Raw genomic sequence first — 26287 nt, forward strand, 5'->3', positions numbered from 1 at the left:
CTTCATTCAAGAGAGGAGTTCACGATGATTGACGGGACGTTCGTCATTGACGCGGTAACACACGCCTACAATCTCCACCCATCCAACTACCGCGCCGCCCGGTATGCCGAGTCGCTGGCTCAGCTCATCTATGGGCTGCACAGTGGACTTTCGGATGAAGAGTACCGGGTCTCCGAGCCGCATCGCTTCCTCAAGGACTGGTCCATCCACGAGCTGGCCCACCTGCTTTTCGTGGAAGGTGACGTTGACCTGGCGGTCCATCACGTCCTGCCGCTGCAGACGCTCTACCACGATGGCTTGTGTTCGTATGAGAAGACCCGGGAGATTCGCAAGCGCTACCCGGATCGCTTCCTGGTCTATGCCGGGGTGGACCCGCTGCGTGGCACGGCGGCCCTGGATGATCTGGAGTACCAGGTCGAGTCGCTGCAACCCAGCGGCTTGAAGCTCTACCCCGCGGCCTGGCTGAGTGATTCGTTCCGCCACACCGGCTGGCGCATGGATGATGCACGCATCGCGTTCCCCCTCTTCGAGCGGGCGCGCAAGCTGGGCATCAAGAACATCGCCGTCCACAAGGGTCTGCCGATGGGTGCGGTGCCCATCGAGGCCTACAAGGTGGATGACATTGGCGGCGCGGCGGATGCCTTTCCCGAGCTGAACTTCGAGATCGTGCACGGCGGTATGGCCTTCCTGGACGAGACGGGGATGCAGCTGTCGCTGTTCCCCAACGTGTATGTCAATCTGGAGGTGACGGGAGCGCTCATCGTGAAGCGCGAGCGCTGGTTTGCCGAGGCGCTGGCCGGGCTATTGAAGTGGGCTGGACCGGCGAAGATCATGTGGGGGTCTGGCACGGTCTTCTGTCATCCCCATCCGGCCATCCACAAGTTCTGGCATGACTTCCAACTGCCGGATGATCTGGTGAAGGTTGCCGGCATGCAGCTGACGCCGGAGATCAAGCGGATGATCCTTGGGGAGAACTACGCTCGGTACGCGGGCGTCGACATCGAAGCCGTCAAGGCCCGCATCGCTCATGACAAGTTTTCCAAGCGGCGTGCCCAGGGGCGTGCCCGGCCCTATAGCTACACGGAGGATGGCCATGACGCTTGAGAGCGATCTGCTGGCACGGATTCAGACCATTCCGGATCCCTGCAGCCTGGCCACCGGGGTGCCGCTGAGCATTGGTGAGATGGGGTTGCTCCAGGCCCTCGAGTGCAGCGAGGGGAGGGTGACCGTGCGCCTCCAGCTCACCTCGCCCATGTGCATGATGGCGGCCTACTTCATGCGTGAAATCGAGCAGCGCTTGAGCTCCCATGCGGACGTCCAGTCGGTGCATGTGGAGTTCGATCATGCGCTGGAGTGGAGACCCGAGCACATCTCGGCTGAGGGTCGCCAGCGGCTGTCGGAGCGGCGCATCACGATGATTGGCGGGCGCATGCTGCCCTCCGCCGGAAGAGATTCCTGACGCTCTTCCACTCCAGGGCTGGTGCCGAGCGTTAGGCCCGGCACCAGCTTGGAGCGGTTACACGCAGGCGACGATTCCGCACGAGTTGAGGGTCCGCTGACAGTCGAAGAAAGTGGGAGCAGGGCAGCGGAAGGTGTCAATCGAGTACTCTGGCTTCCTGCCGCCGGAGATGCCGAACAGCTCATCCTCGTCGAGCTCGGTCATCGCCCTCCCGGAAGGAGACTCGGGGAGGGACGCGCGCTCCTCGTCAGTGAGGCTCGCGCGGTACGCCGGATCCTTCCAGGCCCTGACAATCATTTCCTTTTTCAAGCCATCCTCCTTGGGGACTGCCTGTCTCGGATGTTCGACCCAGGCATTTGGAGAGAGTCCGTGGAAGGAATTGGTGACGCGGAGAGGTGAGACTCACTCCACCCGGCCGCTGTTGCGCATCTGGGCGCGCACCAGCTCCGCGTAGATGCCGCCGCGAAGCAGCAACTCCTGGTGTTTGCCCGCCTCCACCAGGCGGCCCTCGTCCATGACCAGGATGAGGTCCGCGTCCACCACCGTGCTCAGCCGGTGGGCGATGATGACGCGCGTGCTCTGGAGCGATGCCAGAGATTGCTGCACCCGGGCCTCGGTGATGGCATCCAGGGAGCTGGTAGCCTCGTCCAGCAGCAGCACCGCCGGCTTCTGCATCAGCGCCCGGGCCAGCGCCAGCCGCTGCCGCTGCCCTCCTGAGAGCGATGCACCACGGTCCACCAGTGGCGTGTCATAGCCCATGGGCATGTTCATCACGTCGCCATGGAGCTGCGCGAGTCGAGAAGCCTCGATGACGGGCTCCAGCGGGGCTGTCGGGTCGGTGATGGCGATGTTGCCGCGCAGCGTGGAGCTGAAGAACGTCGGCTCCTGGGGGACTACTCCCATCTGGCCGCGCACCGAGTGCAGATCCAGCTCCGTCAGGTCCTCCCCATCGAAGAGCACGCGCCCGGAGGTGGGCAGGTACAGGCCGAGCAGCAGGTTGGCCAGCGTCGTCTTCCCGGCACCCGAGCGGCCGACGATTGCCACGGACTGGCCGGGCTCGATGCTCACCGACACATCCTGCACCACCAGTGGTGTCGTGGATGCGTAGCGGAAGGACACCCGGTCCAGCTCGATGCCGCCTTGCAGCTTCACCTGTCGGCCAGGCTTGGACGCGTCCCGCTCGGGCGGGGTGTCCAGCACGTCGTCGATGCGCTCGATGTAGCTGCGCAGGAGCTGGAGTTGGCTGCCCGTGGTCACCAGGTTGCCCAGTGGCACCAGCAGGGCCCCGGCCAGTGCGTTGAGCCCCATCATTGTTCCCAGCGACATGTTCCCCTTGAGCACCAGCAAGGCGCCGCAGATGAGCAGCACCAGCGGGGCCACCAGCCGCAGCGTACCGGTGAGCGCGTCCACCCACGCTGTCAGCCGGCCCCGTTTCAGCGACACGTTCAGCACGTTGACGAAGCTCTCCGAGAAGCGCTGCACCGCCTGGTGTTCCACGCCGAACGCCTTCAGCGTCTGGATGCCCGTGAGCATTTCGATCTGGTAGCTCTGGTTCTTCGCCTCCACTTCCAGGTTCTCTGACATCAGCGCTCGCTGGCGCCGCGTGGACAGCAGGAGGATGAGGATCTGCAATGTGCCCAGTCCCAGGACAATGAACGCCATGATCGGGCTGATCACGAACAGCAGCGCGAGGTAGATGACCACCAGGGCGCCATCGAGCAGAGCGGACAGCGTGCTGGAGGAGAGGATTTCGCGAACGGTGGCGTTGCTGTTGAGCCGCTGCATCAGATCGCCCGCAGCGCGCACCTGGAAGAAGGCGTAGGACAGGCCCACCATGTGCTCCAGGAAGCCCAGCGTCATGTTCGAGTCCATGCGCGTGCGCAGCTCGAGCAGCAGGTGGCTCCGGATGAGCGAGGTGAGGAGCTGGAAGCCCGCCAGCGAGATGAAGCCCAGGCCCACCACCAACAGGAGCTGTCTGTCCCCTCGGGGCACCACCCGATCGATGATGAGCCCCGTCAGCGCGGGCACCGCCAGTGCGAAGAGCTGGAGGATGAGCGACACGACGATGATGCGCTGCAGGACGTGCGACTGCTGGAGCACTTGCAGCGCGTACCTCGCGGCGGAGCGGGCACGAGGCTTCTTTCCAGTCTCGAAGTTCTCGCCCGGCTCCAGCAGCAGGGCCACGCCGGTAAAGGACTGGCGGAAGCGCTCCAGAGACACCTTGCGCCGGCCGTGCCCCGGGTCGAGCAGGTGCACACCGTCCCGACCCAGCTTCTCGAAGACGACGAAGTGTGAGAACTGCCAGTGGAGGATGGTGCCGGTGGGCAGGTAGTGCAGCGCCTCGTCGTCCACGGAGACGCCCCGCCCGCGCAGCCCGAAGGTGCGCGCCGAGCGCAGGATGTCGAGCGCCGACACTCCATCGCGTGCTGCTCCCATCGCCTGGCGGACCTCCTCCAGACGCATGGGTTTACCGTGGTAGCCGAGCACCATGGCGAGGCAGGCGGCGCCGCACTCAATCTCCGACAACTGGCGCACCAGCGGGATGCGGCGCTCGCGGCCCTTCACCTGGAGGTTGCGGAAGGCGGGGAACCGCTCGGTGAGCCCCGGATGCCGAACGGCGTCAGTCCTCATTTCCCAGTGCTCCCTTCAGGCCCGGAATCAGCGTGACGATGATGCGCTCCTTGTGAACTCGCGCGTCCGCCTGGGCCAGCATCCCGTCGTAGTAGTTGTAGGTCTTGCCCTTGATCTTGAACGTGGGGGCGTCGATGCGCGCCCGGACCAGCACCATGGGGCCGTCGAGCTTCACCGCATCGCCCGTGTCCGTGCCGAGGTAGCGGCGCACCTCGGTGGGTCCGATGACCTGGTCTCCCACCGACTCGATGGTGAAGGTCTGGTACTCGTGGCTGAAGCCGTTGAGCTCCACGCGCAGCGGCTTGCCTGGCTCGAGCCTCGGTCGGTAGCCACCGGGCAGCAGCGCCACCAGCGTCACATGCACGTCGTCACCCACCACCGCTACCACGTTCTCGCCTGGGTTGACGTACTGGCCCTGGCGCACGCGCAGGTTGCCCACCACCCCAGCGTGCGGCGCTCGCAGCGTCCGAGCCTGCTGCCGGGCTTCCGCCAACTCGCGCTCGGCGCGCAGCGACGTGAGGGCCTGGCGTGCGGCTTCGTCTGATGGATCCTGCAGCACTCGGACGAGCTGCAGCTCGAACTCCCGTTGAATTCGCTCCAGCGAGGCCGTCTCGTCCTGCGACAGGAAGCTCACCAGCGGCTGCCCGGCCTCCACCCGCTGTCCGGGCTTCACGTCCACCGAGGCGACGATCCCCGGCATCTGAGGAGTGAGATCGCTGCGGCCTTCGACCTTCACCATGGCTGGGCCCGAGGCGTACTCGGGGATGGTGCCGAGCACTGAATAGAGTCCGGCGCAGACGACCAGGGCGATCAGCACCCAGTACGTCCACCGGGTCCACCGGGGGGAGATGCGGAGGAGATCTCCGTCTTCCTGCGCTCCCTCGTGATGGCGTAGGGCTTCCTCGCGGAAGATGCGGGTCCGTTGCGTGGCTTCCATGGTTAGGGAGTCGCTCCCGTCGGCGCGGAGCCGCCCGTACCCCGACCGCCAAGCTGCTGGGTGGGCCCTGGACGAACGTGGACGACCATGCCCGTGGAGACCTCGGGCGGCGGTGGCTGGTTGAAGGTGGCGGTGGCGAAGACGAGCCGGGCCGCGGAGTCCACCTCTGGCGCCACGCTCTCCACCGTGCATCCGAGCGCGAGGCGGCGCTGGGCGGCGCTCACCTCCACGGGGGCGCCCGGCTCGAGCCGACGCGCCGCGTCCTCGGGCACGGCGAAGCGCACCTTCCAGCCGCCGGTGCCGAGCAGTTTGATCACGGATTGTCCCGCGGCCAGGCGAGCCCCGGGGCTGGTGAGCTTCGAGGCCACCACGCCATCGAAGGGGGCCACGAGCGTGGCGTCGTCGAGGTTCTGTCGCAGCTCGGTGGCCTCGGCCTGTCGCTGGAGCGTCTGGGCTCGGGCGGCCTGCAGGCGGGCGTTGGCGGTGCTCTCCTCGTAGCGCACCTTGTCCAACTCCTCCTGGGAATAGACGCCCAGCTGCAGGGAGCGCGGGGTGAAGTAGCGGGCCTTCTTCGTGCGAGCCTCCGAGAGGGCGAGGCGGGCGGCCTGTTCCTCGGCGCGCGAGCCCTGGAGGCTGGCCTCGGCCGCGGCCAGGTCCTGGCTCAGCGAGCGCGTGTCGAGCCGTGCGAGCACCTGGCCCTTGCGGACGGACTGTCCGACCTCGACCTCGAGCTTCTCCAGCCGCGAGTCGAAGCGGGTGCTCACGTTCACCGTCTCATGAGGAATGATGACGCCGAGGTAAGGATCCTCGGTCCCCGGACGGGAAGCGGCACCACCGTCCACCACCTGGGCGGGCGGCGGGCCGTTCCCGGTCGGGCCAGGGTTCGCGAAGGCGGGCGCCGTAACTCCCACGCTCCCCAGGCAAGCCAGTCCCCATCCCACTGCCGTTATCCGCACCCAACGACGCATCCCGTGTCTCTCCCCGTGGCAGGTCCCACACGGGGAGATACGGCGCAGGGGTATTGTGACGATTTATGGCGGGACGGTGGGAGAACGAGGCCGCGGGCCTGCCTGCATGCTCAACGAGGATGCACTCCTAACCTGCCATGCAGTACCAGGGGTCCGAGGGCTTGGACTGGCCACAGATGAGCCCGGGCCCACAGGAGGCCGGAGTTTGGGGGTCACACGCCTGGCGGCACTCGTAGCGCAGGCAGACGGTTCCCTCGGGACAGGGTTTCGTGAAGTCGCATCTCTGCCTGCATTCCGTTCTTGTCTCCCAAGGACGTTGCGGGGGGGACATGAGCCGGCATGCATGGTTCTCGGGGCAGGAGGTCACCCGGCAATCCGGCCCGAGCACTTGTGCGCAGACGGACGCGCCACTCTCGTCGGATGTGCACTGCTGGCCTTCAGGACATGAACGGCCTTCACAGGTGGGAAGGCAGGACGGTGGGCCGTCGCTTCCGTCGGAACAGAAGAAGCCGATAGGGCAACTCGATGGCTCATCCGGACGGCATGGACGGCCACACCAGCCCTCCTGGCAGAGAAGGCCTTGCGCGCAGCCGAGACGAAGGCTGCGCGCGAGGGGCTCACACATCTCACCTTCCTTCCGTTCTCCAATGAGTGAGCACCGACGAACCATGGCCTTTCCGCTTCGGGTCTTATGGGACAGGCAAGAGAACCCATCCGGACAGTCCTTGTCCTCCATGCACCTGCTGTCCGTACATTCGGCCCGCAACTCGCTCTTGATGAACAAGCAGCCGAGTGATGGGTCGCAGTTCGCGTCCGCGTTGCAGAGCCGCCCGTAGGTGGGCAGGGACCTGAGTGCATCCACGGAGAGCCTGGGAAGGAGGCGTGCCTCCGTTTCCAGCCGTGTTGGTGTCTGTGGTGGCCGTTGCATGGCCACGAAGATCAGCCCCATCAATGGGATGGGGAGGAGGCACATCAGAATGAGCAGAAGCACGCGCCATCTCATGGGACGTCACTTCCGTGTGGGGCTCTTCTTGGGCTCTTCCACAGGGGGACACCCTGGTGGGCAGATGTCGAATCTACCGAAGTTCTCCCGGGTACAGCGTTCCTCCCACTCCTCTTCATTGAGTGTGCACGGAGGGTCTTCTTCCTGAAGCCCCCATACGCTCCGATGCAAGGGAACCTCAACGGCACTGGACCGGCCCCAGGTGGAGCCGCACCCCATCTGCAACGCGAGAAGCATCGTCAACGTCAGGAGCCGCCTTGCGCTGGGTCCTCCAGCGCCGAGTAGGCCAGGATAGCAGTCAGCATGGACCATGCGTCAGGGTGAATGTTGAACTGAGCGGCAGTGGCTGGAAGGTGACTTGTTGCGGTTCCTCCCTCGGTCCTTCTCGGCCCCTGAGATTGGTCCCCGCTCGGTCTCGGTTCGCGAGCCTGTACCTCCTCACTCCGATCGAGGTCTCGTGGGTCTGTCGCGGGAGTGCTACGGCGCTGTGGCGGAAAGCCACATGTGGCGATTCTCCCTGCCACACGGACTGGTCAGACTGCTCGGGGATGCTTAGTCCTTCCGGGCATCTCGGTGGTCTGGTGCGGCGCGCGGGCGGCGGCACGGCTTCTGCTTTGGAAGAGAGGCCGGTCGCAAGGAAGAGGGATGGTCGTCATGGGAGTCACTGCGGTGGCACAGGAGAGGGCGTTGTCGAAGGCAGGCCGGGCCGCGTTCTGGGGCGAGTCCCGGCGGCGCCCGGTGGTGTTTCAGGGTCAGGTGCTGCTGCTCGAGAACCTGAAGGAGCGGCGCCAGTTCATGTGCGACATGCTCGCCCAGGAGCGCTTCGAGGTCGGCGTGGTCGAGGACGCGCGGGATGCCCTCCAGCTGCTCTCCGAGGACCTCTTCTCCGGGCAGACGCAGGTTCCGGAGCTGATCCTCTGCAACGCGCGGATGCTGGGAGACGCGGGCCTGGCGGCGCTCGAACGGTTGTGCGACAGCCACCCGGACGTGCCTGTCATCCTCTATAGCGCCTTCACCAGCCCCAGGCTGCGCGAGCGGATGGCGCGCATCCCCGGTGCCTGGATCCTGGATCCTTCCTCCGATCAGGAGGAGCTGCGGTCCGCCGTCGTGTCGCTGGCCGCCTCACGCCAGATGGGTCTCTAAGGCAGGGGCGTGAGCGTGTAGGCCTCCGCGAGCCCGTCATCGAAGAGGGCGGGCAGGCGGAGGGCCCAGGTGGCCTCTCGCACGCACGTGGCCTGGGCCTCGGAAGCTGCGCCTGTCACTTCCACTTCGACAATCTCATCTCCGGTGGTCTCCACGCGCACCTGGAGGGAGGGCTTGCTCCCATTCCCCAGGCAGGCGGTGAGGGCTGGTTGGAGCAGCCGTGTCAGCTCCTCGGCGAACTCCGGAGACGCTTTCCGTATCGACCAGGGCCTGATGTCGCAGAGCGAACCGCTGACCACGCCCATGGCAATGCCCTCTCCCTCTCCCTTCCTCCGCGCCGGGAGCGCCCGCGTCCGGGCGGACGAGGGCCCAGCGCCCGTGGGAATCGCCAGGAACGAGCGGGCGGGGGAGAGCCAGTCTCCGTGCTTCGCGAGCAACTCGACCACCTCCGGGGCTGGAGGCCTGTCCTCCTCGCTCCAGTTCCTGAATCGGGTGGCGCTCCAGCCCTCGGCATTGCGGCCGAGATCATTGGAGATCGTGGGATCGAGCTCCACCGGGAGGGTGGTGAAAGTACATCCCCAACTCCGCCCTCGCAGCACGAGCCCGGCTGAGGCCGTCTGAGGGTTCGACAGCCAGAGTTGGACTCCTTGTCCCTCCTCGAGGCTCTTCCACTCCTTCAGCCAGGTGCCCCGCTCGTTCTCGAGGTGGACCTTTTGCCAGGCCATGGGCCGCACGAGCGCCTCCATGGAGAGCTCGAGGGGACTCAGTTGCAGGCCGCAAGACTTCTGGACGAGGGGCTCGTTGAGCCTCGAGTGCTTGGGCGCACTGTCGACGCGGCCGTGGAGCAACTGGAGGTGCACGGCGGCATCGGGAGCCGAGGTGACGGGGGAGGGGGGGAGTGGATCAAAGGCGCGGCGAAGCAGTCCGTCCGTGAGCACGATGATGCGCGCGGGTCCGCTGCCCTCCTGGAGCACCTGTTGTGCGAGCTTCAGTCCCTCGTCCAGGTGCGAGCCATTGCCCGGTGCGAGCCGTGCAGCGGGAAGGGCGGCAACTGCCGTCTCCCATTCTGAAGCGGGGATGAGGCGTCCAAAGAGGCGCTCGGCGGAGCGGCGGAACACCACCACCTCGGCCGTCGCGTCAGGCAGGTGCTGGAGGTACTCCCGGGCGAGAGCAATCTGATGCGTCATGAGCTCCTCGCCCATGCTGTGGGACGCATCCATCACGAAGACGACCCGGGCCCGTGTGGGGGCCTCGCTGAGGCGTCCGACCCGGAGCTGGAGGAAGCCCACCGTGCCCGTGCCCCCAGGGGCGAAGCCAGCGCGCGCGTCGATGCCATGGAAGGGCTTCGCGGGCCAGGAGGCCTCGAGCGCGTCCCGGGAGAGCTGGTTGCGCGCCTCCCGGATGTGGACCTCCGCGCCGGGGTAGGGCGGGGCCACGGTGAGCACGGGCCGTGGATCCGTTCCGCCGCAGGGCTTGAAGGGCTGGGACTCCCGTTCAGTCAGAGGGTAGGAGAAGAAGCTGTGTCCCCGGGTGTAGCCAAGGCGGATCCGGAGGTCATAACGCACTGTCACCGAGGCGCCAGGTGGCAGGTTCCAGAGATGCAGGTCCGCCCCATCTCCAGCGGCCGAGAGCCTCGCGCTCGTGCGGGGCGCGGCGGTGCCCTTGCGCCTCAGGACGGCGTAGCGACGTCCTGCTTCGGAGGCCGCGAGCAGGGTTCCCTCTGTCCAACTGCCCTGGGACTCGAGGGCGAAGCCGTGCACCGTGGCATCCAGGGGGAGCTCGAGCCAGTCATACAGCTCGGTGTAGCGCTGGCTGGCGTTGTGGAAGGTCCGGTGCACGGTGAGGTGTGCCAGATCTCCTTCGATCCGGGCCTCCACGCGGTGCTCCAGCTCCTTGCCACGGTCATCCTCCCGGCAAGGGTGAAACGATTCCTCGTACGAGAGGTCGTCATCATCCGTATTCGTCGTGCAGCAGGACTCTGGCTGCGCCAGGACGGGGACCGGACTCGAGACGAGGAGGATGCTGGCCAGCAGCCACCGAGCGAAGTGACTCATGCGGCCATCATATCCGCGTCAACGGTGGCTCAGTGTCTTGGTTTGACCGTGTAATCCGTCATGAAACCGTCATCGCCAATGGGGGGGAGGCGGACGGCCCAGGTGGCTTCGCGCACGCAGGTGGCCTGGAGTTCGGAGGCGGCGCCCGTCACCGTCACGTCGACGATCTCATCCCCGGTGGCCTCCACGCGCACCAGAAGGGAAGGGTTGCCTCCCTCTCCCAGGCAGGCGGAGAAGACCGGTTGAAGGAGCCGTGCCAGCTCCTCCTCGAGCTCAGGAGAAGCCGTTCGCGGTTGCTGGGAATCCATGGCGCAGCTGATGGTGCCGCCGATCACCCCTCCGATGACGCCTCCGCGTACCTGGTCTGGTAGCGCGTGCGTCCGGGCCGTCGAGGGCCCCGCTGCCGAGGGGACCACCAGGAACGAGCGGGTGTCAGAGAGCCAGTCTCCGTTCTTCGCGAGCAGCTCCACCGCCTCCTGGGGTGGCAGCTCCTCCTTCTGCCGGCGCCAATGCTTGAATCGCAGGGCGGACCAGGCGTTGCGGCCGACGTCCGCGGAGAGGGAGGAGTCGAGCACCACCGGTGCGGAGGTGGCACAGCCCCAGCGCTGCCCATGCAGCACCAGTTGGCGCAGGGGCTTCTGGGGACTCGGTAGCCAGAGATGGAAGCCTTCTCCCTCGTCGAGCGCGGACACCTCTCGCAGCGGAGTGCCCTGCTCGTCCTGGAGGTGGACCTGCTCCCAGCGGAGGGGCCGCACAAGCTGCTCCATGCTGCTGGCGTAGGGGTACAATTGCATGCCGCAGGATTCCCGCACGATGGGGCCCGAGAGCTTCTCGTGCGGGGTGGCATGACCGGTGCGGTTGGAGAGTCGCCGGAGGTGCACGGCGGCATCGGGGGCCGAGGTACCAGGGGCAGGAGGGACTGGCTCGAAGGCCCGGCGGAGCTGCCCGTCCGTGAGGGCGACGACGCGCGCAGTCCCGTTACCCTCCGAGAGCACCCGCTGCGCGAGCTTCAGCCCCTCGTCCAGGTGCGAACCATTGCCTGGTGCGAGCCGCGTGGCGGGAAGGGCGGCCAGCGCCGTCTTCCACTCGGTGGCGGGGATGAGGCGTCCGAAGAGGCGCTCGGCGGAGCGGCGGAACACCACCACCTCGGTCGTCGCCTCGGGCAGCAGCCGGAGATACTCCTCGGCGAGGGAGAGCTGGTGGGTGATGCCCTGGGGGCCCACGCTGTGGGAGGCATCCACCACGAAGACGACCCGGGCGCGCATCGGGGGCTCGGAGAGGCGCTCCGCCCGGACCTGGAGGAAGCCCAGGGTGCCGTCGCCCCAGGGAATGAGGCCGGCGCGTGCGTCGAGCCCCTTGGATGTCCCCGCCTCCCAGGAGGCTTCGAGCATGGGCTGCGAGGTGTCGGCGTCCCGCGTCTCGAGCTGGAAGTCCGCGCCCGGGGAGGGCGGCGTCACGGTGAGCGCGGGTCGTGGAGTCTGCCCGCAGTCTGGCAGGGGATAGGTGAAGGAGCTCCGTCCATGGGCGTAGGTGAGCCGAGCGCGGACCTCGTAGCGCACCGTCACCGAGGCCTGGGGCGGCACGTTCCAGAGCTTCAGGTGCGCCGTTGCTCCCTCCGTTGTTCCCTCCGTCGAGAGCAGCGCAATCGGGCGAGGGGCGGCGGTCCCCTTTTTCCGGAGGGCCTTGTAGCGGCGCTCTGCCTGGGGGGCCTCGAGGAGGATTCCCTCCGTCCAACTTCCCTGGGACTCGAGGGCGACACCATGCACCGTTCCTCCCTGGGGCAGGTCGAACAGGGCTTCCTGCTCGGCGTAGCGCTGGCGGGAGTTGTGGAAGGTGCGGTGCACCGTGAAGTGCACCAGGTCCCCCTCGGGCCGGGCCTCTACCCGGTGCTCCACCTCGTGGCTCCGGTCGTTGCTGGCCTTCTCCTCCTCGCAGAACGGGGACTCCGCCAGGGCTGTGCCCGACCCCCAGAGGAGGAGGAGGACCTGAACGGTGAGGAGCCGCGAGAGGTTTCGCATGAGGGCATTCTACCCGCAGTGCGATACACACGGCCTTGGCGTTGAAACGCCGGCGGCTCTCTATTAGCAAGGGGGCCATGACCATCAAGACCGGCGATAAAGCCCCCGATTTCTCGCTGCCGAAGCAGGATGGCACCCCCGTGAACCTGAAGGAGCTGCTCCAGAAGGCGACGGTGGTCCTCTATTTCTATCCGAAGGACGACACGCCGGGCTGCACCAAGGAGGCGTGCTCGTTCCGCGACTCGTACGAGGCCTTCAAGGAGGCGGGAGCCGAGGTCGTGGGCATCAGCTCGCAGTCGGCGGCCTCGCATGAGGCCTTTGCGGCGAAGCACCGGCTGCCGTTCACGCTGTTGGCTGACGAGGGGGGCAATGTGCGGCGCCAGTACGGCGTCCCGAGCACCCTGGGCCTGCTGCCTGGGCGGGTGACGTACGTCATCGACCGGAGCGGTGTCGTCCGGCATGTCTTCAATTCGCAGATCAACGCCACCCGCCACGTCACTGAGGCGTTGGGTATTGTCAAACAGCTCCAGGGTGCCAGCGCCGCCTGAGCGGCAGGGTTCGCTCGGGGACCTACAGGCGCGGCACAAGCCGCACCGAGGGCGCCTTGAAGGTGGCGGTGACGGCTCGGCCCTCGGCGAGCCCCAGCTCTTCCGTGGAGTAGCGCGTCACCCGCGCCACCAGGGGGAAGCCCGCGTCCAACGCCACCCGGACCAGGGCGCCCTCGGGGGAGAGCGACACCACGGTGCAGGCCAGCCGGTTGCGCGCGCTGGTGGGCGTGGCTTCGGGGGAGCCCAGTGTGACGTCCTCGGCTCGCAGGCAGACGAAGACGGCACTCCCCTCGTGCGAGGGCTCCAGGGCCGTGAGGTGATGCGGGCCCACCTCCACCGTGGCCAGCCCCGCCTCTCGCTTCAGCACCGTGCCCGGCAACACCGTCTCGATGCCCGTCATCCGCGCCACCGCGAGCTCCGAGGGGTGGTTGAACACGTCCGCCACCGGCCCCACCTGGCACACCCGGCCTCCTTCCATGGCCACCAGGTCGTCCCCCAGCGCGAGCGCCTCCAGCCTGTCGTGGGTCACCACCACGGTGGGCACCCCCAGCTCTCGGAGCAGCCGCCGGAGCTCGCCCCGGAGCTGCTCGCGCGAGGGGGCATCCAACGCGGACAGGGGCTCGTCCAGCAGCAGCAGGCGCGGGCGGATGGCGAGCGCCCGGGCCAGCGCCACCCGCTGCTGCTGTCCGCCGGAGAGCTCGCGCGGCCTGCGTCCCTCCAGCCCCTCCAGGTGCAGCAGCGCGAAGAGGGAGCGTGAGCGCTCGCGCCGCTCCGGAGCGGGCAGATCTCCGAGGCCGTACTGGACGTTCTGCTCCGCGGTGAGGTGCGGAAAGAGGGCGTAGTCCTGGAAGAGGAGTCCCACGCGCCTCTGCTGAGGCGGCAGGAAAAGCCGGGTCGTGGTGTCGCACCAGGGGTCGCCGTGGAAGAGGATGTGGCCGCGCTCGGGCCTGTCGAGCCCCGCCAGACACCGCAGCACCGTCGTCTTGCCCGCGCCTGAGGGGCCAAACAGCACTGCGACCCGGCCGGGCGTGGCGGGCAGCTCCAGGCTGGCCCGGACGGTGGGCCCGCCGAGGAAGCGCTTCTCGAGGTCGACTACGAGCGTGTTGGCCATGGTGCCCACACCCTGCGCTGCAGCCCGTACGTGAGGGCCAGCACGAGGAAAGAGAAGACGAGCAGCACCAACGCCGTGCGGCTTGCCGATGCGTAGTCCAGCGCCTGCACCGCGTCGTAGATGGAGATGGAGGCCGTGCGCGTGCGGCCTTCCAGGTTGCCACCCACCATGAGCACCACGCCGAACTCACCCAACGTATGCGCGAACGTGAGCACCATGCCGGAGAGGATGCCGGTAGCGGACAGGGGCAGCACGACGCGCAGGAACGTCTGGAAGCGCGAGACGCCCAGGCACCACGAGGCCTCGAGGAGGCGGCGATCCACGCCCGCCAGGGCGGCGGTGAAGGGCTGGACGCTGAAGGGCAGGCTGTAGAGCACCGAGGCCACCAGCAGGCCGGTGAAGCTGAAGGGGAGGGTGCTGCCGAAGAGTGACTCGAAGGCACTGCCCAGGGGGCCGCGAGGGCCGAGCGCGAGCAGCAGGTAGAAGCCCAGCACCGTAGGGGGTAGCACCAGCGGCAAGGAGACGACGGCCTCCACGAGGAACTTCCACCGCCAGCGCGAGGTGGCCAACCACCAGGCGAGGGGGAGTCCCAGAACCAGGAGGAGGAGCGTCGTCCACGCGGCCAGCCGGAGGCTCAAGAGGATGGCGGCCTGATCCAACGCCTTACTCCTTCACCAGGGAGAAGCCATAGCGCTTCAGCAGCGCGTTGCCCTCGGTCCCGAGCAGGTAGTCGCGGAACTGCCGGGCCAGCTCTGGATCCTTCGCCTTCTTCAAGATGGCACCGCCCTGCTCCATGCGCGGGTACGCCTCGAGTGGCACTTCCCAATAGCTGCCCCGCTCCTTCATGGCCGGGGCGAGCGCGAGCGCCAGGGCGATGACGCCCGCATCCGCGGCGCCGCTCTGCACGAACTGCGCGGTCTGCGCGATGTTCTCCCCGAGCACCAGCTTGTCCTTGAGGGCGTCGTAGACCCCCAGGCTCTTCATGGCGGCCTCGGCCGCTCGGCCGTAGGGGGCGTGCTGGGGGTTGGCGATGGCGATGCGCCTGGCGGCCGGCTCTCGCAGCGCCTCCATTCCCCGCTGCTCCACGTGCAGCGGCGAGCCCTTTGGTACCCACACCACGATGCGGCCCACGGCGTAGAGGAAGACCTCGTCGGCGACCAGGCCCTGCTCGGCCAGCTTGCGCGGATAGGCCACGTCCGCGGAGAGGAAGACATCGAAGGGGGCGCCGTTGCTGAGCTGCGCGAGGAAATTGCCCGACGAGCCGTAGGTGACCTGGACCTCCGTGCCGGGCTGCTTCGCCCGGAACTCCTCCAACAGCTCGTCCAGCGCGAACTTCAAGTCCGAGGCCGCGGCGATGGTCAGCGTCCGCTTCTGCTCGGAGCGGGTGGCGGGAGGGGCGCTGGCGGTGGCGGTGCCCTCGTTCTCGCGCAGGCCTGCCCGCAGCCCCGCTGCGATGATGATCAAGGCGCCCGCGGCCAGCGCCCCCTTCATGATGACGTTCATTGTTTGCAGCTTAACGGGGCCCATGTAGGCGGTGCGGTGAGAAGAGGTCCCTTCCTGTCGCGGAGGGTGTCGGCCCGGTGACACGGGCCGTGGAGTTTTTTCTCCGGCCCCTTTGCAAGGGCTGAAAGAACTTCCGTCCTTCCGCCAGGGGCGGGCCGCGAGCGGCTCTCCAGGAAAGGTGCCTCCAGCCCGGAGAGATCCGCCAACCCGCTGTTTTCCCGAAAGAAAGGGATGGCGGGGGCGAGTGGCCTCGGGGGGAGGGAAGACTGTCCAGGTCTCGGCACGGTTCTGGCTTTGGGTCGGTGGCGATGGCACTGAGCACGCAACAGAATCGGAGTTACGGACAGTCACTCTGGACCACCTGGGCTCCCTCGGGGGGAGTCGTCTGCCTCGTGGGGGCCCACGTCCTGGCCGCCGCGCTGGGCCTGTACTCGTCGGCACCGGCCGTCACGGTGCTCCAGCCCCTCACGGGCGCCTCCATCACCGGCCACCTGGAGATCGCGGTCCAGGCAGACGATGGGCCCACGGGCTCGGGGGTGCGCAGCGTGGAGTACCAGCTCGGCACCACCTCTGGTGCCTGGACGCCGCTGACCCTGGACCTGGGGTCCATGACCTACCGCGGGAGCGCGGAGACGGCGTCCGTGCCGGTGGGTGGCCATGAGCTCTACATCCGTGCCGTGGATTACACGGGCAACCTGCGCACCGTGTTCGTCACGGTGAGCGTGAGCCCCGCGCCCCCCAAGCCCGCCGAGGTGCACCCGCCCGTGCCTGGGGTGGGCGTGGACGAGAACCCGGGACTCTCCTCGAAGCAGAGTGATGAGGGGCTGGGGTGGGGTGGGCGCGTTTTCTCCGCCATGCTGCGGTTGCGCTGAAGCTGGCAGGCACCCAATGAGGTGCTCGTCAGGCCGGAGGGGTGCGCGGACCACCCAGGTTGCGCGCGACCACGTCCAGGAACTCGTTGGAGGACTCGGAGATGTCCACCGAGCGAGCGTCCACCCAGCCCGACAGGAAGTTGTAGGCCATGACCGCCGGGATGGCCACCAGCAGACCGAAGGCCGTGGTGATGAGCGCCTCGGCGATACCGGAGGAGATGGTGCCCAGACCACCGGAGCCCGCGTTCGCCATGAGTTGGAAGGCATTCACGATACCCATCGTGGTGCCCAGCAGACCCACGAACGGGGCCGTGGAGCCCACTGTCGCCAGCACGCCCAGGCCGCGCTTGAGGCTCTGCACTTCACGCTGCGCCTGACGCTCCAGGGCGCGCGCAACCGACTCGACCGCCACATCCTTGTCGGAAGGGCTGATCCGGTACGCCGTCAGGCCGGAGCCGATCACACGGCCCAGGTGGCCGATGTCCTTGCCCATGTTGGTGTTGGCGGCCTGCTGCAAATCGCCCTTGGCCAGGATGGCGCCCATCTTGGCCGCGAAGTTGCGCGAGTCCTTGCGGCTCTTTCGGAAGACGATGATGCGCTCCGCCATGACCACCAACGACGCGACGGACATGATGGCCAGGGCGAAGATGATGCCACGGGCGAAAGGACCGGTGGATTCCCAGATGCCAGTAAGCGTGAAATTGGCGGCATGAGTCGTCATGGTGGGAGAGCGCTCCTCCTCGAGCGGGGTTGGTTGACACCACTCAATGTATGGAGTTGGAGCGAGCCGTTGGCCTTGGGAAGGCCATTTCTGCGTCATGGCCTCGTCATGAAGGCCTACTTCGTCTCGAGGGAGAACACACCGTCCCAGTCCTCGGGAGGAGGCTGAGCGCTCAAGGTCTCGCAGCGTGCGGCGAAGATGCGCGAGGGTGGATCCTCCGGTGAGGAGAGGAAAGCTTCGCGGGCCTCGACGAAGCGGCGAGCGCGGTAGAGGGCGAGCCCCTTGGCGAATCGGGACAGGTGCGCGGGGGGTGTTGCTCCGGCCACGTCCACCAACTCGTAGACGCGCACGGGAAGCTGGCGCCCCTTCACGCGCAGCAGATCCAGCTCGCGGGCGAGCACGGTGCCGCGGGCAGCCACCACCGTCTCCTCGGAGGCGAGGATGCGGGTGCCGTACACCTTGGCCGCGCCCTCCAGGCGGGAGGCGAGGTTCACCGTGTCGCCGATGACGGTGTAGTCCTGGGCCGCGCGCGAGCCGATGTTGCCCACCACGCCAGGGCCGGTGTTGATGCCGATGCGGCAGTGCAATCGGGCCACCCCTCGCGCCTCCAGCTCCGGGGCCAGCGTGTCCACCACCGCCACCAGCCGCAGCGCCGTGAGGCAGGCCCGTGCGGCATGGTCCTCCTGGGGCAGGGGGGCGTTCCAGAAGCACATGATGGCGTCGCCGATGAACTTGTCGAGCGTGGCGCCGTGCTGACCGAGCACCTCGGTGGCGCGCTCGAAGTAGCCGTTGAGCACTTCCACGAGCGCCTCGGGGCTCATCTCCTCGCTCATGGAGGTGAAGCCCACCAGATCGCTGAAGAGCACGGTGAGCTCGCGGCGCTCGCCGCCGGGAGCGGCCTTCTCCGGGTTGCGGATGAGCTCGTCCACCACCTGGGGGTTCAGGTAGCGCTTGAATAGGCCGTGGATCTGATCCCGCTGGCGGAGGCCGGCGACCATCTCGTTGAAGGCATCGGTGAGCCGGCCCACCTCGTCGGTGCCACGGACAGGGACCTCGACGTCCAACGAGCCCAGACGCACCTGCCGGGCGGCGGCCTCCAACTGCACCAGGGGCGCGGAGAGACGGCGCGCCAGCAGCACGGCGAGCACGAAGGCCAGCAGCACCACGCCCACTGCGGTGGGCAGCATCCACTTGCGGATGCCCGCGCGGATGGGCTCGATCTCCGCGTCGAGGTTCTGCATGACGAACACCCGGCCGATTTCCGTCCCCTGCACGTCCTCGAAGACGGCCTCGCGGACGAGATAGAGGCCATCGTCAGTGAGTAATTCGAAGGCCCGGCCGGTGTTCTTTTTGTGCTCGTCCTGGGAGACATCCTCGCGGGGGATGTGAGCGCCATCGTCGATGGGGGCCTGGCGGGAAGTGATGGCGCTGGAGCCGGACTCGACGAGCCTCTTGCGCACCTGTTCGGGTACATCGCTGAAGGTGGCCAGCGTGCCGTCCTTGGCGAGCAGGGCGAAGCGTGCCCGGTTGCCCTGGCGGGTGGCTCCAGAGGACGCTTGCTCCTGGGTGTTCTCCCACAGCAGCTCCTTCACCCAACGGCCCGTCAGCACCACGCCAATGGGTCGGCGGACAGACTGTTCCAGCGAGTTCTCTCCACCGGATGTGGTGACCAGGTGTGCGTGTACGAGCAACAGATCGTCCTCGCGGATGCACGGCTTCTCGTTCTCGCTCCTATCGGTGCATTTTTCGGGCACGAAGGTGAAGGGCAGGCTGCGCAGGTAGGCGGGAGACCAGAGCTCGGAGACAAAACCCCCACGTTCGGAGGCGGAGTCCTGGTGCAGCGCCCGGTTCAGTAGGGGCACGCCATCCACGGCGTTGCCCACCTGTTCATCATCGCCGTGGGTGAAGACCAGCCGCTTGCGCACGTTGAAGAGGGCCCAGATGCTCGCTTTTCTGTCGATCCATCCGAAGACCTCGGTGTTCGCGGAGATGATGACGTCATGCGCGCTCTGGATGCCCTCGAGCTCGGCATCTCCGTCGTCGAGTCCGGCGATGCTGTCGTCGGAGTTGACGGTGAGGGCCGCGTCCATGAACGTGCGGTCGCGCGCATGTGCGTCGGCGACAGCGCGGATGCGGTCCTGGGTGGCCAGGGAGAGCCGTTGGAAGGCTTGCTGCGTGCGGGCCAGGTCGCCGCGGATCTTCTCCTCGGCGGCGGTCTCCACCGCTCGCCAGGTGACAACCAGTGCCACGGTGAGCGCCACCACCGACAGCAGCATGAAGGCCGCCACGAGCCGCGCGGAGAGCGAGTGCAACCCCAGGCCTCCGGCACGGGGACCAGCTTCCCGCGACGCCGGTGACTCAGTAGGCATCGGAGCGGGGGGTGTACTGGCGGCCATGCTTGTCCAGGTGCTTGTCGTCGGGCTTCGACTCGGTCAGCTCCAGTGTCACCGTTGTCTCCTGGCCGGGCTTCACGGTGACCTCGGTGCGCGACACGTCGCTGCGTTCATCCCGCCGGTGCACCGCGAAGAGGGGATGGGTGCCGGCGGGCACACCCGTGAGGACGAAGCGCCCATCCGGCCCGGTGACGGCGACGGCCCGGTTGGGCACCACCACCAGCGTGGCCACCATCTGCTCGTGGATGTCGCAGTACACATCGATGATGCCCGTCTTCTTGAACGTCTCCGTGTAGTCCTCGCCCGGACGGTTCTTGCCGGCGTCGAACTTCCCGGCGCGCGAGCGGGAGAAGACGTTGTGCACCACCACGTCGTTGTTGGAGAAGCGCACCTTCTGTCCGGCCACCACCGCCATCACCGACGGCTGGAAGGCCTTGTTGCGCTGGGCCATGTTGACCTCGCTCGCGGGAGGCGGCTCGGTGTAGCCGGTGAGGTACACCACCACGCCGGAGCGATCCGCCTTGGGCACGGGGCGCCCATCGGGGCCCTGGACGGTGACGCGGACCTCGCCGCGGAGGGTGCCCTGCTGCGCGGCGGCGAGCGGGGCGGCGAGGGACAGCAGGAGGATCAGAGCACCACGGCCCATATCAGCCTCGGCATGAACTGGGGCGTCTCCGGGGAGAGGGGAGTGAGCCCCACCAGGACCCCGAGCGTGACCCACGTCCGGCCGAACGTCCAGGCCAGGTCGGCGCCCACGAAGTGGTGCTGCCCGCCCTCAATCCCCTGGAGGGGAAGCTCCCCGAAGGCCTCGAGCGAGGCGCGCAGCTCGTCCTCGACGATGGGGTAGGAGACGCCCGCCGCGTAGGTACCGAGCAGCCGTACCGGGCCCTCCTGTCCTCGCAGCGCCGGCAGGCCCACCTGCGCGCCCAGGTCGAGCACCAGGCGCAGGCCGCCCTCCGTCTCGAAGGACTGCACCAGGTTGGCGTCCAGGCGGGGGGGCTGCTGCGTATGGATGGTGTGGTGGTAGGCCACGCGCAGCAGGCCCTGCCAGGGGGCGTCATCCCCCCGGGGGTTGAGGCGCAGGCGCAGATCCGCGTCGAAGGACTCGAGCTGGGTGCGATCCCGGGTGGCCACCACCTGGAAGGGAAGGGCCAGCTCCATCCGCTGGGTGAGGCCAAAGACGGGGCCCCACCACACCCAATAGTTGGAGGTCCGTCCCGGCACGCCCGGCGCCCGGGACTTCGCCCACAACCACTGCTCGAGCTCTACATCCCCCTTGGGGACGATCTCCGTGTCGTACACCCAGATGAAGGGCCGCCGCCCGGCCTCGGCCGGCGTGGGAAGCACGGCCAGGGTGAGGACCCCCAGCAACACGAAACACCGGACTGCGCTCATCTGCCCTCCCGAGGGACGCGCACCACGCGGAGGTGGTCCCGAGCCCTCCGCACCAACGGGGGCCGGGATGGCGTCCGGGAGGCAGGCATATCCGACGAGCCGGTGCCTGCGCGAGCACAGCGGGCAACTCCCTACGGCATTTTGAGGCTCACCTGGAAGTTGTAGGTCACGCTGACGGCCCTGCCCTGGTACGTCACCGGGCGGTAGTGGCGGCTCGTCAGGGACTCGAGCACCGCTTCGTCCATGTAGGGCAGTCCCTTGATGATGCGGCACTTCTCGACGTTGCCCTCGCGGGTGATGGTGCACTTGGCGATGACGACGCCACTGACGCGGGCCCGGGCCGCCTCGAGGGTGTACTGCAGCGGCACGCCGGTGGAGACGATCTGCGGGGGAGTCATGCCGGCGCCGAACGGGAGCACCTCCTCACCGGTCCCCTGGACGTTGCCGTTGCCCAGCATTGCGTTGGCGATGTACGTGGCGCCAGCGACACCGCCCGTCTCGACGCCATCGGGATGGCTGCCGGGGACGTAGGGCAGGTCATTGGTCTCGGGCTCGGTGTCCTCCGGGGGCGGAGTCTCAACGGCCGGCTGGGTCTCCGGAGGCGGGGGCGGGATGTTCCTGGGCTGGACCAGCTCGGTCTTGGGCTTTCTGGGCTTGGCGGGCGTGGCCGGGGTGACCTTGGGCGGAATCGGGTTTCCCTTGGGCGGCTGTGGGATGCCACGGATCATCGTGATCTCGGTGGGCTCCTTCTGGATCTGCTCCACCGCTCTGCCCGACAGACCCAGGGCTCCGGCGAACACACCCGCATGCACCATCAAGGACACCCACATCCCCGTCCCGAACCGACCCGCGCTCAATCCTGGCTGATTGATGACCGACTGGAACACTTGGACTCCCTCCTGGCTGACACTGATCAACTTACGGAGTCAGGGAGGGTCGGTGGCCTTGGGTCGGCCATCTCTTCGTCATGGTTTTGTCATGGACTCCAGCTCCATGCGGTACCCCACCCCCCGGATGGTGTGAATGGTGAAGGAGGAGGCACTCGTCCAGCCGAGTTTCTTCTTCAGGTTGGAGACGAAGTTGTCCACGGTGCGCGGGTCCACGATGACGTCTCGGCCCCACACGGCGTCGAGGATCTCCCCCCGGGGCAGGGCCCGGTCGCGGTGCTTGAGCAGGAAGGCGAGCAGATCGAACTCCGTGCGCGTGAGGTCGATGACGCTCCCATCGATCCGCGAGAGGGTGCGCTTGCCCAGGTCCAGCGAGAAGCCGCCGAAGGACATGACGGACGGCGGCGCGCCACCGGCCCGCCGCACCAGCGCCCCCACCCGGGCGAGCAGCTCGCGCAGCCGGTAGGGCTTGGTGAGGTAGTCCTGCGCGCCGGCGTCGAAGCCGCGGACGATGTCGTCCTCGAGCGAGCGCGCGGTGAGCATCAGCACCATGGACTGGACGCCGCTGGCGCGCAGCCGCCGGCAGAAGGAGTAGCCATCCTCGCCCGGGAGCATGACGTCGAGGACGAGCAAGTCGTAGGTGCGCGAGCGCAGCAGCGGCTCGGCCTCCTGGGTGTGCGAGGCCACGGTCACCTCGTACCCCTCGTCCTGGAGGTTGTCGCGCAGGCCAATCCTCAGGTTCGCGTCGTCCTCGACGACGAGGATGGAGGGGCGGGCGTTAGGAGGGCTGCTCGGGGCGTTCATGGCGGGGTTCGTGGAAGAGCAGGGAGAAGGTGGTGCCCTGGGGGCTGGAATTATCGATGGAGATGCGGCCCCCGTGGAGGGCCATGATCTTCCGGCACAGCGCGAGTCCGATGCCACTGCCGTGGACCTCGGAGCCCTGGGAGCCCAGCCGGTAGAAGTCGCGGAAGACGTTCTCCCACTCGGCCTCGGGGATGCCGATGCCGTTGTCGCTGAAGAGCACCACGCAGCCATGGCCCTGATGAGGGTAGGCGCGGATGGTGAGCTCCACGGGGTTGCGGCGGTTATAGGCGCAGGAGTTGCGGGCGAGGTTGATGAACAGCAGGCGCATCAGGGAGGGGTCTACCTCGAGCTCCACATCCCCCACGTCGGCGGTGAGCTGGACGGGGACGGCGGTGTTGCCCACCAGGTCCGAGCGGAGCATGCCGATCAGCTCATCCAGCTTGATGCGGGCGGGCTTGAGCTGCCAGCGGCCCTTGTCGATGCGGTTGAAGGACAGGATGTTCTCGACGAGGAAGTGCAGCCCGTCGGCGGCCTGGATGATGCGCTCGGGGTAGTCGCGCATCTCGGGGAGCTTGGAGAGCTTGCGCTCCATCGTCTCGGCCAGCAGGCGGATGGAGGCCAGGGGGGTGCGCAGCTCGTGGGAGACGGTGGCCACGAAGTCGCTCTTGAGCTCGACGTACGGTAGCGGCCGTGCTGGGCCACCACCGCCATCACCACGATGGCCATCGCGAGCGCGCCGCAGGTGGCCACCAGCAGCGTCTTCAACCCGTAGCGCTGCTCGATGGCGTTCTCGGCGGCGGTCCACTGGGGGACGGACACCTCCAGTTGCAGGGACTCCAAGGGCAGCACGGCGTTGGGTTCCCTCAGCCGGACCTGGCCGTTCAGGCCGAAGTGGCCGCGCTGGCGCATGTCCCGGGCCAGGTCACGCAGGAGCGCGTCGAGGTCCACGGCGATGCCGCGCACCAGCTCCTCCCCCTTCGGCTCCACATACCAGCGCTCGCCGATGAGGGTGGGACCGGGGAGGCCCTCGGGCAGTACCAGCATGCCGGCTCCGGCCTCGCGGGCACGTGCCAGGAAGTCCTCGGAGGGCTCGCCGAGCGCGGTGCTCACCTGGATGGCATGGACGAGCAGGAAGTTGAAGTCGGGCTGGGTGAAGCGCCAGCGCTCGCGCAGGAGATCTCTCTGCAGGCCCGCGGAGCGCTCGATGCCGCCGAAGTCCTCGGGGAGCCCCTCGCGCAGCAGCGCGCGGACGAGCGGTGGGGTGGCCTCGCCGCGCTGGAGTCGCTCCAACATGAGGAGGACGAAGGGGAGCTCCTGCTCGGGCGGGAGGGGGTTCTCCGCGTGGTAGCGCAGCAGGTCCTCGGCGAGCGCATGGGCGCGGGCGGGGCGGCCATTGTCGAGCGCCGCCTCCACCGCGCGAAGGCGGACGAGCCGCTCACGCCAGGGCTCAACCGGGGTCCCCTCGGCGATGGCCTTGGCGAGCTCGCGGTAGTGGCGTCGGGCGATGGCGCGCGAGCCGGGGGCCGAGCGGGTGAGGCGGGGCAGGAACTGGTGGCCGCGGAACTGGAGGAAGAAGCCCTCGCCCGGGGTGAGCGGATCTCCCATGGCGGCGTGGACGGCGGCGAGGCTGCCCTCGAGCTGTTTACCGAGCATGTGCCGCAGGGCCTGGTTGGCGTATTCCTCGAGCGCGATGCGGCGGGAGCGGAGCTGCGCGTGGGCGTCCTCGCGCTCCTGGGCGAAGATGCGCTGGAGGCTCACCAGCCCCCAGGTGAGGGCGAGGAGGCCGCATCCGAGGGCGACGAGGGTAGGGAGGAGCCGGCGCAGCATGGGGGCCCGAGGGCCGCACGCATTATACGTGCACGAGCGCGAGGTGGGTCAGTCATCGTGCGGACCTGCGGGCGCTCGGTGGCCTGGCCGCCGTGGGGAGGGGAGGGTGGGAAAAGCCCCGCCTATTCAGGATCCAAGGCCCATGTGCCTTCCTCCCAATGTTTCAAGGTCATGATCGCACCAATCGCCGCCAATCCGTCTCCGCTGGCGGCTGCCTTTAGCACTGCCATGGCTTCCGCTGTCCGGTAGCGAAGCAGAAACGCCGCGGCCTTGACCCGAACATCCGGGCGAGGGTGATGTAGCAGGACGGTGAGCGCACCGCGTCCGGCATCGCCTTCCGAGCGCAATTTCTTGAGCGCGGAGATGTAACGATTGGCGTGCTTGTTTCCGGACTTGGCGTCTCCTCTCTTTATTGCTTCTGTTTGTGCGGCCACATTCTCCGCAAATTCCTCTACAAGTTTTTTCAGATCCCTTACCACTCTCCACCCCTGAGCTTCCTGATGACAAGCAGCCCGAACGAGCGCTGTGCTTCGTAGCTCTGCGCTCTGATCCACTCTCGCACCGTCAGGCCATATGAACCGGTAATGTCGAAATTCTTTGAGGAGTAGAACGCGCTTACTCTCTCATGCAGGCTCTTTTCCAGCGGAATCACGTTCTCGGTATTGTGAAGAGCCTCGGCACCGAAGCGCTTGAGATTGAACTTGTGTTTCTCGACAAGGTGATGCCACTCCTGCCCATCGCCAGCCTTGCCCATGTGACGCTTGAAGGCTCTGAACGAGTTGAATGCACGGTGCCCACCAGGGAGAAGTCTGCCGCCTTTCGTACTCTCCTCGGGCTTTAGTGCAGACCGCCCGCCTCCATTCCGGGAAGTCATGGACACGGCATTGACTGGCAGGACGATACGGATCGTGCCCTCGTTCACGGAAACAAAGGCTCTCTCGGCACCGGTTGCTGCATCCATCAGGCGAAGCCCGGTGTTGGTCTCGATTGTGCGCGAGGCTTGCCCAAAGCCCGGCAGCTTTGGCCCTTTTGACACGAGCGCCGCCGTTTCACCTAACGTCGCCGTCGCCACCATGACGAGAATTCGCACGCTATTGGGACCGATGACTCTGCCGAACCTGTCACCCACCTCCCGCAACTCCTCAAAGCTGGAAGCTTGCGGCGCATCTTGGTAAAGCTGCGCATAGGCGCGCAGCAGATCGAAGAACTCCCATCCGAGATAGCCCCACATGAGCACGGAGAATGCGAGCGCGACACCCTTCGTGACGGGCTCAGGCGCGAGCAACAGCGCCATGTAGGCTGTAATCGTGAAGCTGAGAGTAGCGAGTACCCGCGTAGGGTTGCGCATGGCCCGCACTTCCGCATCCACGCCCTCCAGGGCGGGCCTCACTGCCAGGGCAAGTGCAATGCTGCGCTTATCGTTGTCTTGCAGATGGGGCCCATCATCGAACAACGTCAGGCAGTCGCCAGGAGTTCCACGTTGCTCGCAAAATTTCCCATAGGCCTGGGCCATGTCTGATCGCCACGCTTCGCCACTCACAGGCACGGACGTTAACGCCAGCTTCCGGCCGACGTACAACGGGGGGCAGGCGGTGGATATCCGCAGCGGAACGTGAAGCCAGAACGTTGTCAGGGCAGCCTTGAGCTCGGGGTCACTGACCCTCACCGGTCGAAAGTCCGTGGGCAGGTTGGAAAAGATGGCTTCGCCCCCGCCAGTGTCTTCTTCTTCGGCTTCTGCCTCCAGCGTCCACGCCTCGGGGGAGTCCTCGGAAGTGGGTAGGCTGTAACCGTAGGCCGTCATCCCTCCGCCCGAGGGTGAGCCCGTTGCGCACGCGGTAAGCAGCATCAGTGCCGCCATGGCGAGCGCGCCTGCGAGCAAAGGGCGCCGTTTGCCGACGGGGCGCGAACTGAAGGTGCGGTTGGACATTGCTGCACCCCTCCGGGTGAGTCGCCCGAGTTGGAAGCCAAGGCCGGCCGATTACAGGAAGTGACTGACGGCCGCGTCAAGCCGCC

General features: G+C 67.3%; 22 protein-coding genes and 1 pseudogene. 5 read left to right on the plus strand and 18 right to left on the minus strand.

Annotated features, from left to right (window positions below):
* The first annotated feature begins 24 nt into the window (after window positions 1–24).
* Both OV287_RS22395 and OV287_RS22400 read left to right on the plus strand, forming a co-directional pair.
* Window positions 25–1104, plus strand: a complete 1080-nt coding sequence (locus OV287_RS22395) for an amidohydrolase family protein (protein ID WP_267536070.1) — start codon at window positions 25–27, stop codon at window positions 1102–1104.
* Window positions 1094–1459 (plus strand): metal-sulfur cluster assembly factor, encoded by a 366-nt coding sequence (locus OV287_RS22400; protein ID WP_267536071.1) that lies wholly within the window; start codon window positions 1094–1096, stop codon window positions 1457–1459. The genes OV287_RS22395 and OV287_RS22400 overlap by 11 nt, the downstream gene beginning before the upstream one ends.
* Window positions 1460–1516: 57 nt before the next feature.
* On the opposite strand, the gene OV287_RS22405 is transcribed toward OV287_RS22400, so the two are convergent.
* The 4 genes from OV287_RS22405 to OV287_RS22420 form a co-directional block, all read right to left on the minus strand.
* Window positions 1517–1768 carry a mersacidin/lichenicidin family type 2 lantibiotic gene (locus OV287_RS22405; protein WP_267536072.1) on the minus strand — a complete coding sequence of 84 codons (252 nt, stop codon included), beginning with the start codon at window positions 1766–1768 and terminating at the stop codon, window positions 1517–1519.
* A gap of 93 nt (window positions 1769–1861) precedes the next feature.
* Window positions 1862–4090 (minus strand): peptidase domain-containing ABC transporter, encoded by a 2229-nt coding sequence (locus OV287_RS22410; protein ID WP_267536073.1) that lies wholly within the window; start codon window positions 4088–4090, stop codon window positions 1862–1864.
* Window positions 4080–5027 (minus strand): efflux RND transporter periplasmic adaptor subunit, encoded by a 948-nt coding sequence (locus OV287_RS22415; RefSeq protein ID WP_267536074.1) that lies wholly within the window; start codon window positions 5025–5027, stop codon window positions 4080–4082. Before OV287_RS22415 ends, OV287_RS22410 begins: the two co-directional genes overlap by 11 nt.
* A gap of 2 nt (window positions 5028–5029) precedes the next feature.
* Window positions 5030–5995, minus strand: a complete 966-nt coding sequence (locus tag OV287_RS22420; RefSeq protein ID WP_267536075.1) for an efflux RND transporter periplasmic adaptor subunit — start codon at window positions 5993–5995, stop codon at window positions 5030–5032.
* A 1690-nt stretch (window positions 5996–7685) separates the two neighbouring features.
* Between OV287_RS22420 and OV287_RS22425 the strand changes: the two genes are divergently transcribed.
* Window positions 7686–8141 (plus strand): response regulator, encoded by a 456-nt coding sequence (locus OV287_RS22425; RefSeq protein ID WP_267536076.1) that lies wholly within the window; start codon window positions 7686–7688, stop codon window positions 8139–8141.
* Here OV287_RS22425 and OV287_RS22430 read toward each other — a convergent pair.
* Both OV287_RS22430 and OV287_RS22435 read right to left on the minus strand, forming a co-directional pair.
* Window positions 8138–10195, minus strand: coding sequence for a VWA domain-containing protein (locus tag OV287_RS22430; protein ID WP_267536077.1), 2058 nt, complete (start codon window positions 10193–10195; stop codon window positions 8138–8140). The genes OV287_RS22425 and OV287_RS22430 overlap by 4 nt on opposite strands.
* A gap of 29 nt (window positions 10196–10224) precedes the next feature.
* Complete coding sequence (locus tag OV287_RS22435; RefSeq protein WP_267536078.1) at window positions 10225–12213, minus strand: VWA domain-containing protein; 1989 nt, start codon at window positions 12211–12213, stop codon at window positions 10225–10227.
* A gap of 77 nt (window positions 12214–12290) precedes the next feature.
* Here OV287_RS22435 and OV287_RS22440 point away from each other — a divergent pair, with 77 nt between their 5' ends.
* Window positions 12291–12761, plus strand: coding sequence for a peroxiredoxin (locus tag OV287_RS22440; RefSeq protein WP_267536079.1), 471 nt, complete (start codon window positions 12291–12293; stop codon window positions 12759–12761).
* Window positions 12762–12783: 22 nt separating this feature from the next.
* Here OV287_RS22440 and OV287_RS22445 read toward each other — a convergent pair whose 3' ends face one another.
* The 3 genes from OV287_RS22445 to modA are packed head-to-tail and all read right to left on the minus strand — an operon-like array spanning window position 12784 to window position 15375.
* Window positions 12784–13872 (minus strand): ABC transporter ATP-binding protein, encoded by a 1089-nt coding sequence (locus OV287_RS22445; protein ID WP_267536080.1) that lies wholly within the window; start codon window positions 13870–13872, stop codon window positions 12784–12786.
* Window positions 13854–14531: a molybdate ABC transporter permease subunit gene (gene modB / locus OV287_RS22450; protein WP_267536081.1), complete on the minus strand. Its 678-nt coding sequence runs from the start codon at window positions 14529–14531 to the stop codon at window positions 13854–13856. The genes OV287_RS22445 and modB overlap by 19 nt, the downstream gene beginning before the upstream one ends.
* A 4-nt stretch (window positions 14532–14535) precedes the next feature.
* On the minus strand, window positions 14536–15375 hold the full coding sequence (gene modA / locus OV287_RS22455; RefSeq protein ID WP_267536082.1) for a molybdate ABC transporter substrate-binding protein: 840 nt from the start codon (window positions 15373–15375) through the stop codon (window positions 14536–14538).
* A gap of 392 nt (window positions 15376–15767) precedes the next feature.
* Between modA and OV287_RS22460 the strand changes: the two genes are divergently transcribed.
* Window positions 15768–16247, plus strand: a complete 480-nt coding sequence (locus OV287_RS22460; protein ID WP_267536083.1) for an Ig-like domain-containing protein — start codon at window positions 15768–15770, stop codon at window positions 16245–16247.
* Between the two features lie 28 nt (window positions 16248–16275).
* Here OV287_RS22460 and OV287_RS22465 read toward each other — a convergent pair whose 3' ends face one another.
* From OV287_RS22465 to sitA5, 9 genes and pseudogenes are all read right to left on the minus strand, one after another.
* A complete protein-coding gene (locus OV287_RS22465; protein ID WP_267536084.1) occupies window positions 16276–16968 on the minus strand; it encodes a MotA/TolQ/ExbB proton channel family protein in 693 nt (230 codons plus the stop codon).
* A gap of 116 nt (window positions 16969–17084) precedes the next feature.
* Window positions 17085–19280 (minus strand): adenylate/guanylate cyclase domain-containing protein, encoded by a 2196-nt coding sequence (locus tag OV287_RS22470; protein ID WP_267536085.1) that lies wholly within the window; start codon window positions 19278–19280, stop codon window positions 17085–17087.
* 46 nt (window positions 19281–19326) lie between these two features.
* Window positions 19327–20007 carry a carboxypeptidase regulatory-like domain-containing protein gene (locus tag OV287_RS22475; protein ID WP_267536086.1) on the minus strand — a complete coding sequence of 227 codons (681 nt, stop codon included), beginning with the start codon at window positions 20005–20007 and terminating at the stop codon, window positions 19327–19329.
* Complete coding sequence (locus OV287_RS22480) at window positions 19989–20756, minus strand: hypothetical protein (RefSeq protein ID WP_267536087.1); 768 nt, start codon at window positions 20754–20756, stop codon at window positions 19989–19991. Before OV287_RS22480 ends, OV287_RS22475 begins: the two co-directional genes overlap by 19 nt.
* A 131-nt stretch (window positions 20757–20887) precedes the next feature.
* Entirely contained in the window at window positions 20888–21643 is a 756-nt protein-coding gene (locus OV287_RS22485; protein ID WP_267536088.1) for an energy transducer TonB, read from the minus strand.
* 78 nt (window positions 21644–21721) lie between these two features.
* Complete coding sequence (locus OV287_RS22490) at window positions 21722–22447, minus strand: response regulator transcription factor (RefSeq protein WP_267536089.1); 726 nt, start codon at window positions 22445–22447, stop codon at window positions 21722–21724.
* Window positions 22422–24274: pseudogene (locus OV287_RS22495) on the minus strand (sensor histidine kinase). Before OV287_RS22495 ends, OV287_RS22490 begins: the two are co-directional and overlap by 26 nt.
* Window positions 24275–24396: 122 nt before the next feature.
* Window positions 24397–24753: a DUF2019 domain-containing protein gene (locus OV287_RS22500; RefSeq protein WP_267536090.1), complete on the minus strand. Its 357-nt coding sequence runs from the start codon at window positions 24751–24753 to the stop codon at window positions 24397–24399.
* Window positions 24747–26201: a SitA5 family polymorphic toxin gene (gene sitA5 / locus OV287_RS22505; RefSeq protein ID WP_267536091.1), complete on the minus strand. Its 1455-nt coding sequence runs from the start codon at window positions 26199–26201 to the stop codon at window positions 24747–24749. The genes OV287_RS22500 and sitA5 overlap by 7 nt, the downstream gene beginning before the upstream one ends.
* Window positions 26202–26287: the final 86 nt, after the last annotated feature.

Source organism: Archangium lansingense, from assembly GCF_026626635.1.
Lineage (GTDB): Bacteria > Myxococcota > Myxococcia > Myxococcales > Myxococcaceae > Archangium > Archangium lansingense.

Excerpts from the sequence above, each read along its gene's own strand:
- OV287_RS22395 (WP_267536070.1), top strand. The coding sequence starts at position 25 with ATGATTGACGGGACGTTCGTCATTGACGCGGTAACACACGCCTACAAT.
- OV287_RS22400 (WP_267536071.1), top strand. The coding sequence starts at position 1,094 with ATGACGCTTGAGAGCGATCTGCTGGCACGGATTCAGACCATTCCGGAT.
- OV287_RS22410 (WP_267536073.1), bottom strand. The coding sequence starts at position 4,090 with ATGAGGACTGACGCCGTTCGGCATCCGGGGCTCACCGAGCGGTTCCCC.
- OV287_RS22415 (WP_267536074.1), bottom strand. The coding sequence starts at position 5,027 with ATGGAAGCCACGCAACGGACCCGCATCTTCCGCGAGGAAGCCCTACGC.
- OV287_RS22420 (WP_267536075.1), bottom strand. The coding sequence starts at position 5,995 with ATGCGTCGTTGGGTGCGGATAACGGCAGTGGGATGGGGACTGGCTTGC.
- OV287_RS22430 (WP_267536077.1), bottom strand. The coding sequence starts at position 10,195 with ATGAGTCACTTCGCTCGGTGGCTGCTGGCCAGCATCCTCCTCGTCTCG.
- OV287_RS22435 (WP_267536078.1), bottom strand. The coding sequence starts at position 12,213 with ATGCGAAACCTCTCGCGGCTCCTCACCGTTCAGGTCCTCCTCCTCCTC.
- OV287_RS22440 (WP_267536079.1), top strand. The coding sequence starts at position 12,291 with ATGACCATCAAGACCGGCGATAAAGCCCCCGATTTCTCGCTGCCGAAG.
- OV287_RS22445 (WP_267536080.1), bottom strand. The coding sequence starts at position 13,872 with ATGGCCAACACGCTCGTAGTCGACCTCGAGAAGCGCTTCCTCGGCGGG.
- modA (WP_267536082.1), bottom strand. The coding sequence starts at position 15,375 with ATGAACGTCATCATGAAGGGGGCGCTGGCCGCGGGCGCCTTGATCATC.
- OV287_RS22465 (WP_267536084.1), bottom strand. The coding sequence starts at position 16,968 with ATGACGACTCATGCCGCCAATTTCACGCTTACTGGCATCTGGGAATCC.
- OV287_RS22475 (WP_267536086.1), bottom strand. The coding sequence starts at position 20,007 with ATGGGCCGTGGTGCTCTGATCCTCCTGCTGTCCCTCGCCGCCCCGCTC.
- OV287_RS22480 (WP_267536087.1), bottom strand. The coding sequence starts at position 20,756 with ATGAGCGCAGTCCGGTGTTTCGTGTTGCTGGGGGTCCTCACCCTGGCC.
- OV287_RS22490 (WP_267536089.1), bottom strand. The coding sequence starts at position 22,447 with ATGAACGCCCCGAGCAGCCCTCCTAACGCCCGCCCCTCCATCCTCGTC.
- sitA5 (WP_267536091.1), bottom strand. The coding sequence starts at position 26,201 with ATGTCCAACCGCACCTTCAGTTCGCGCCCCGTCGGCAAACGGCGCCCT.